This is a genomic window from Microcoleus sp. B13-B6, assembly GCF_036705405.1.
GTDB lineage: Bacteria > Cyanobacteriota > Cyanobacteriia > Cyanobacteriales > Microcoleaceae > Microcoleus.
The window spans coordinates 1-7,049 of sequence record NZ_JAUBUJ010000189.1 but is presented as its reverse complement, the minus strand read 5'-3'; the positions used below and the strand labels follow the sequence as shown (position 1 = coordinate 7,049).

Here is a 7,049-nt window from a genome sequence, read left to right as displayed (position 1 = left end):
TACGGACTATTTTCTTACTTCAAATCTCAGTTTGAGGTACTGAGGCAAAGCTCTGTTGCGGCAACTTCTCAGAGGGCCGAAGATACAACTTCCACTTCAGGAGATGCTCCACTGCCTACAACTGATATACAGAGTGTAAAAGAATGTGCTGAACAATCTACCAAGCCAAAATCTGAACAATCTACCAAGCCAAAATCTGAACAACCTACTCACTCAAAATCCGAGCAACCTACTCACCCAAAATCCGAGCAACCTACTAAATTAAAAGTTGAGCAATTTACTCACGCTAAATCCGAGCAATCTACTGAACAAAAATTTGAGGAATCTACGGAACAAAAGACTGAAAATATTACTGAACCAAAAATTGAGGAACCCACTGAACAAAACACTGAAGATATTACTGAACAAAACAGTGAAATTTGCGCTCAACAACAGGCTAATTCAAGTATCAAAGATAGCTGCTTAGATGATTCTAATAAATTGAGTGATGAGTCGTCGTCCAATACAGAACCTTCATTAGAGGAATCAGAAGCAAACTTAGATGCAGCTCTCTTATTGGGAGGGCCCTACCGAGGTGCTGGAAAGAAGGTGAGGAATTATGCCTAGAAAACGTTACAAGGAATTTTGCTGGCGCTGTCAAGTTTTGCCAGACTCCGAAGACGCTATCTTGCTATCTTACCTGCAAAATCATCCTTTTTTTAGTTTCCAGGAAACGATTTTACCTCTAATCAAAGCGCGGTGGCTGTTAGCATCATTACGCAATAGCGGTAGTCATTCTAGTACAGACTTAGAGTATTTGAGGCGAGAAAGCATTAATTTTTTGCTCAGGCAGATAGATGAAGTTTGCCGAGATGCGGGATTTAACTGTACCGAGTTAGGAGCAATTGCCCCTGGTATTTCTTCGGGTTTAATTCCTTTAGCTACTTTCCCTCACTTATCGAATCCAGGTGCATCTATTGCTGCAGAATTAACTGCCCCTGAGAGTTCAAATCCCGCAAGTTTGCCCGAAGAAAAAGAACCCGAGGAATTTGCGGGAGAAATTGAGTTTGAAAACAGCGCCTTTAACTTAGCTGGTTTCGATCCAGCAATGGTCGGGCCTAGCTTTAGTTAAAAATTATTAAGTCTTGAATAGACATCCAGCAAGGAGGAATGAAATGACTAACATGATTCACTTGGTTGACGGCGAGAAAGGTGGTGTTGGCAAGTCGATGCTAACTCGGATTCTGGTTGAATTCAATCAGAAGTATGAACTGCTGTACACGTTAATTGATGGTGATTTTCAAAATCCTGACGTGCAGCAGCGCTATCCTGAACACAATGCAAAAATCGTAGCTTTAGTTGAAGATGAAGAGAAGTTTTTCGATATCGATATTATTTTTGAAACAGCAGTAGAAACTCCTGTGATTGTCAATTTACCAGCTCGGGTTTACAGCATTATCAACAAATGGATTGACGAAGCTAATTTAACCTCTCCTGATTTTAAAGAGCAGTCAGGAGTTGATGTATGCAAGTGGTTTATTTGCGGTGGCACGACGGACAGCATTGAGATGTTTATTGACTCTTTCAACTACTTTGAAGGTCAGCTCAATCACATTTTTGTCCGCAATTTTGGAGTTTGCAAAGATTGGTCGCACGTACAAAGCCATAAGGAAATGAACAAGCTCATTAATAATTACCGAATTCCTGTGGTAGACTTGCCGGCGCTGAGTGCAAGAGAGCGCAAGTTTATTGATACGAAGCGGTTGTCATTTTCTCAAGCAATGAAACACTCTGAATTCTTCTTGATTAGTCAGCAGCGATTGCATACTTTTCTGGAAGACTGTTTCCGTCTGATAGAAGATGTAGGTTTGTTTAACAACGCACCCAATCGCAATAAAAAAGAAGTCATCGCGCCCTATGAACAAAAAAAAAATGAGGAAATGCAGATAGAAAATGAGCCCCAAAATGAGTAACAAAATAAGCAACAGGTTGTAAAGTCTCAGGAGGCTGTAATTGGTAAAAAAGGTATCGTAAGCTTTTAAGAATCTAAATTAAGGCTTACGCACACACTCTACTGATAGGGTGTGCCGAAACCAGCCCGCTGGCTGAGTGCAATCAACGCAGTTGTGTTATCCCAGGCGTTGGATATTAGCAATAAACGTTGTTTATTGCGTTTAAATTCTGAAAGTAAGAAGATTGATCGATCGCCCGCTACGAGATTTCCAGGGTTTCAAAAACTTCTTCACCACTGGGCCAGCGGGCTCGGTGTGCCGAAACACATCTTAATACTACAGATAGTGTCTAAACCGATAATTTGCGGGTATTCCTGTAAATTTTACAGTCATATCAATTCCGGTTGCACTCAGACATGATGTTGACTGTTGACCCTTCGACCCTTCGGCTACGCGGTTCCTGAGCGTAGTCGAAGGGCAGGGCGACGCTGTTGACTGTGAATCGAACAACTGAAAATTGCGCCGAGATAGGTGGCGACTTGTAACAATCATTCATGAATTGCCCTCTAATTTATCACCTGACGATGCAGGCGGAAACGATATCAATGGGTGATGAACTCGTTAGGAGACGGACAAAATATGAGTTCACACTATAGAATGCGCGATGCAGAACAGCATAAAGATTAGGATTTTGATTAGGTAGGAGGTTAAATGTCCGATAGACTTTTAGAAGAACTTTCCGAAGTTGACTCTCAAGAGTTGGGCGAGATATTGGAAACGCCAAGGGAACAGGGCAGACTTAATAATACCAAAAATAATTCCATACAATTCGCTGAAAATTCGCAAAGTTGGCCCGATTCTCCAGATACATTTCCAGAAGATGCAGTAGAAGAAAAGTTGGAATCAGATGGGAGTAAGCTAAATGAAGAGGAGTTTTGGGAACTCATAGACGATGATTCGAGGGAAAGAGAAGCTCTGAACAGAGATCCTTTATCTGCCCCTCCCATGTACGAGAGAGATACTGAGTCACTAATCAGCCAGGTACTCAAGGGCAAAGACTCCAAATTTCGCTCTCATGTCATTCAGACAGCTTACCGATACGGTCTCAATAAAAATGACCCGCTTTTTATCGTATTGCTGGCTACAGGTCAACTCGAACTGCTGTTAGAAAAAAAACCACAAGAGATTGACCAGTTTTTCAAGAATTGGCAATCTCAATGGCAAGGTGATTTGAAAGATTCTCAAGCTGTTATTTCTCAAGAACTGGAACAAGTTCGGCAGCTTACTGAAAATTGGGAAAAAGAAAGCAGAGAGTTTTTAGAACGGCAGGGAAAAGCGGCTGTTAAGGTGCAACATCGCCACATTTCTAACTCAGTTTACACCCTAGTGCGACAAGCAGCTTTAGAGAAAGTTGCTCACGATATTTGGTCGGTGATTTTTGGGAGCGGGGTGGTGTTAGGGGCAATGGCGATCGGCGCTTTTATCGGGTTAGCTGTGCCCCGGTTCATTCCACCGCCTGAACTCGACCCAAAAGGGCCGCGCCAGCTCACTTTAGAACAAGCCGTAGCGCTCGAATGGGGGCTGAGCAAAGAGGGTCAGTTTGCCCGCAAAAACGCAGATACAATTCAGTGGGCAACCAGCAATGAAGGGAAATATGCTCGCCAATTTATGAGCTGGAATCAAGCTTTGTTGAGCGAGAAAGGTGGCAAAAAACTGTGTGAAACTGAGATAAATCGATTGGGGGTGACGCTGACAGTAGAGGGTAAACCTGCACAAAAAGGATTTTGTACTTTGTGGATTCGCTCCCCTCAAGAACGAAAGTTTGTTCCTTGATGGCAAATACTAAAATCGAGAATGGGATGTAAATAAGTTAGCTTACCAGGAGAAATCTATGATGGCAAATTTGAACAATCAGCCGTTATCTGACCAAAATCCGAAGCAAGTGCAGTCGCAAATCTCGGGTGTTTTAGTTGCACTAAACGATCCATTCGATGAGATGGTTTGGGACTACTGTTTGAGTCAAACATACCCAATATCGGAACAGATTAAGATTGTACTGAGTGCTTTCTGGGGACCGTTTGCTGCCAAAAATGCTAGCAAGTCTCCTGAGCGAGTGCGAGCAATAGCTTGTTATTCACTGCAACAATTAGCAGCTCAACAAAAATTGATTGACTCAGTGTTTGAACTGTCAAGTGAATCAACTAAAATTTCCGAAGTTATTGCTGTTCCCAAAAGGAAAAATAGTTGTGAGGCACTCAATCAAGCTTGTGTTTGTTCTCAATCTGTTCTAAATACTGCAATTCGGTGGGAGTAAGAGCCGTTGTTCTTTCTAACAAGTTCAGAATTTCGACTTCAAACGGATCTAGATTTCCTAATTTGTGAAGTCGGTCAGTGCGATAGCAAATTTCTTGAAGTCCGGGTTGATTTTCGAGCGGTACAGCAGTAAGAGCCGAGTGTTTGAAGGTGTACAAGTGCATAGTAACGGTGGGGATGTGTCGCATCCACACAGTGGCGGTTTTCTCCCCGACTGACTGAATGCGGCCTAACCTGCCGTTAACATCTTCGCGATCTGGCGCGTACACTTCCACTAAGGAACCAATTTTGAGCGTCAGGTAGTGAGCGATGGCAGGTTGCTTTTCAGGTTTTACCGAACGACATTGCCCCTGTAAAGTTTTGGCAACTTGAGCCGGACGACTGCGAGCATCATTTGCCAGTATAATTGGTATATTGCCAACATCTTAGCTAAAAACATCATCGATTGGCTTATAAACAACTATGCCAACTTCAACGATCAATGTTCAACTCAAAGAAATTATTGCCCAAATCCGCCAGGGATTAGAAAATCTTTATGGCGAACAGTTAATCCGAATCATTCTCTATGGTTCCCAAGCCAGAGGCGATGCTAGACCGGACTCCGATATTGATATATTAATCCTTCTCAAACAACCCTTCAATTACTCCCAAGAAAGCGAGCGTATTTCTGTTTTGATTGCCGATATATGCTTAGAGCATACTGTCGTGATTAGCTGTATGTTTGCCACACTTCAGAAGTACCAAGAGTATGAAAGCGGTTTCTTTCGCAATATCCGTCGCGAAGGAGTCCCAATATGAACCCAGAGCAAGAAAGGTTACTTGATAAAGCTGATAGAACTTTGCAGGCTGCACGGGTTTTATGTGAGCAAGGCTTTTTTGATTCGGCCGCTTCCCGCGCTTATTATGTGATGTTTTACATAGTCACTGCATTTTTAGAGTCAGAGAAATTATCTTATTCTCGCCACTCCGCTGTCATCGCCGGTTTCGGTCAAAAATTTGCTCGTTCGGGGCGGGTTCCGGTGCAGTTCCATCGTTACCTAATAGATGCTCAAAAAACTCGATTAGAAGCTGATTATAACGCTGATATACAAATCTCACAAACAGACGCAGTGCAAACAATAGATCGGGCAGAAGAAATGCTCAACTTTGCTTTGGCAAATATTGATTCTATTCCTCCATCCTCTCCTTGATTGAGGAGATAGCCTGCTTTCTACTCCTGCACTCGCCAACTAAAGAAACCGGGTTTTTCAGCAGATTCAACACTGTAATTCAGTATTTTCGTAAAAACCCCGGTTTCTGGGCCCTCCTCTTTGAGTCCTATATATTAACTTTTATTACAAAAACTTTGATTTTGCGTAAAAATACCCCGCGAAATCCCAATACACAATAGAAGGCTTTCACCTTCGGAGCAAATTCACTCCCCAAAAACTATGACAGCCACAACTATGCCGATCGCCAGATCGCCCCTTACAGCCACCGTCTAGCCACCGCAACCGACGCAAAGGATCTCGCCCCCCTCTGGCAAGCATTCGCTGCTGAACGCAAAGGATCTCGCCCCCTCAATGCTAGTCAAACCTAACTTTGACTTTGAAAAATACGTCATCAATTAAATCAAAAAACCCCTTTCTTTCTGCTGGTTATTAGAACACAGCGACAGCATCATCGGTTGTCTATTTATCTACTATTACGACGAAGCCCCGCCTGCAAATCTCCCCGAATATTTGATTCAGCAACACCATGAGGCACTCAATCAAGTTTGTGTCTATCCTCAATCTGTTCTAAATACTGCAATTCGGTGGGAGTAAGAACCGTTGCTCTTTCTAACAAGTTCAGAATTTCGACTTCAAACGGATCTAGATTGCCTAATTGGTGAAGTCGGCCAGTGCGATCGCAAATTTCTTGAAGTCCCGGTTGATTCTCGAGCGGCACGACGGTGAGAGCTGAGTGTTTGAAGGTATGCAAATTCATGGCAAGAGTAGGGATGTGCCGCATCCACACGGTAGCCGTTTTCTCGCCCACTGACTGAATGCGCCCCAACCGACCGTTAACGTCCTGGCGATCGGGCGCGTACACTTCTACTAAGGAACCAATTTTGAGCGTCAGGTGATGAGCGATGGTAAGTTCACCTTCAAGCTTTACTTTTTGGTCGCGCCCCTGTAAAGTTTTGGCAACCTTAGCCGGACGGCTGCGAGCATCAATCGCCAAAGCGATGACCTGCTTCTTGGTCATCCCCGCAGAGCGATTCAGTATTTTCCACTTCATATCCTCTCCTCCAATAGAACTCAGGGTGTCTACTGCTTTAGCAAACTGAGCGTCTCTGCGAATTGTTTTTGGGGATGCCTTGAACTGTGCCCCCAACTTTGTCTCTGTTTTCAAGTGGTCATTTTGACCACTTGATTTTCTGTCTCCGCCGCGGGACTGTTTGGTGAGTTCGTACCAAGTGCCGCGCAAATAGCTGACTGACTCAGACGTGAGATTGCGGCGGCCCAGTTGATTGAGGAGCATCCAAACTTTGACGGTGTTAGGGCTGTCGAAAGACATCTCTACAGTTTGGTAGGGGATGCCGTGCGCCGTACAAATAGCATAGCGGTTGTGACCGTCGATGAGAATTTTTTCCTCAGCCCAAACCACCAAAGGGTCCCGACACCCTTTCTCTTGAATGCTGGCTTCTAAGGTAGCAAACTCGCTCGCACTCAAAGGAGGGATGAGCGTTTGGAAATCTGGGTCAGGCGTTGCTGAATCAAGGTATGAATACCCCAGGAATGGGAATATCGTCAAACTTCAAGTAATGTATTAATAACTTAA

At 43.8% G+C, this 7,049-nt stretch carries 8 protein-coding genes and 1 pseudogene; 7 read left to right on the top strand and 2 right to left on the bottom strand.

Features of this window, described 5'->3' with window-relative positions; all coding sequences use genetic code 11:
* From QUB35_RS37970 to QUB35_RS37950, 5 genes and pseudogenes are all read left to right on the top strand, one after another.
* Positions 1-606 (top strand): annotated as a pseudogene (locus tag QUB35_RS37970) (hypothetical protein); the annotation flags it as partial.
* Positions 599-1,111, top strand: coding sequence for a hypothetical protein (locus QUB35_RS37965; protein ID WP_333148108.1), 513 nt, complete (start codon positions 599-601; stop codon positions 1,109-1,111). The pseudogene QUB35_RS37970 and the gene QUB35_RS37965, both read left to right, overlap by 8 nt.
* 43 nt (positions 1,112-1,154) lie before the next feature.
* On the top strand, positions 1,155-1,952 hold the full coding sequence (locus QUB35_RS37960; protein ID WP_015179754.1) for a hypothetical protein: 798 nt from the start codon (positions 1,155-1,157) through the stop codon (positions 1,950-1,952).
* A gap of 690 nt (positions 1,953-2,642) precedes the next feature.
* Entirely contained in the window at positions 2,643-3,764 is a 1,122-nt protein-coding gene (locus tag QUB35_RS37955) for a DUF6753 family protein (RefSeq protein WP_333148105.1), read from the top strand.
* A 61-nt stretch (positions 3,765-3,825) separates the two neighbouring features.
* Positions 3,826-4,245, top strand: coding sequence for a hypothetical protein (locus QUB35_RS37950; protein WP_333148103.1), 420 nt, complete (start codon positions 3,826-3,828; stop codon positions 4,243-4,245).
* Here the strand turns inward: QUB35_RS37950 and QUB35_RS37945 are convergent.
* Positions 4,187-4,519, bottom strand: coding sequence for a hypothetical protein (locus tag QUB35_RS37945; RefSeq protein WP_333148101.1), 333 nt, complete (start codon positions 4,517-4,519; stop codon positions 4,187-4,189). The genes QUB35_RS37950 and QUB35_RS37945 overlap by 59 nt on opposite strands.
* Before the next feature lie 187 nt (positions 4,520-4,706).
* Here QUB35_RS37945 and QUB35_RS37940 point away from each other — a divergent pair, with 187 nt between their 5' ends.
* Together QUB35_RS37940 and QUB35_RS37935 are read left to right on the top strand one after the other, a co-directional pair.
* Positions 4,707-5,042, top strand: coding sequence for a nucleotidyltransferase domain-containing protein (locus QUB35_RS37940; RefSeq protein ID WP_015179744.1), 336 nt, complete (start codon positions 4,707-4,709; stop codon positions 5,040-5,042).
* Positions 5,039-5,434, top strand: a complete 396-nt coding sequence (locus QUB35_RS37935) for a HEPN domain-containing protein (protein WP_333148099.1) — start codon at positions 5,039-5,041, stop codon at positions 5,432-5,434. The genes QUB35_RS37940 and QUB35_RS37935 overlap by 4 nt, the downstream gene beginning before the upstream one ends.
* A 556-nt stretch (positions 5,435-5,990) precedes the next feature.
* Here QUB35_RS37935 and QUB35_RS37930 read toward each other — a convergent pair.
* Entirely contained in the window at positions 5,991-7,022 is a 1,032-nt protein-coding gene (locus tag QUB35_RS37930; protein WP_333148097.1) for a hypothetical protein, read from the bottom strand.
* Between the last annotated feature and the right edge of the window lie 27 nt (positions 7,023-7,049).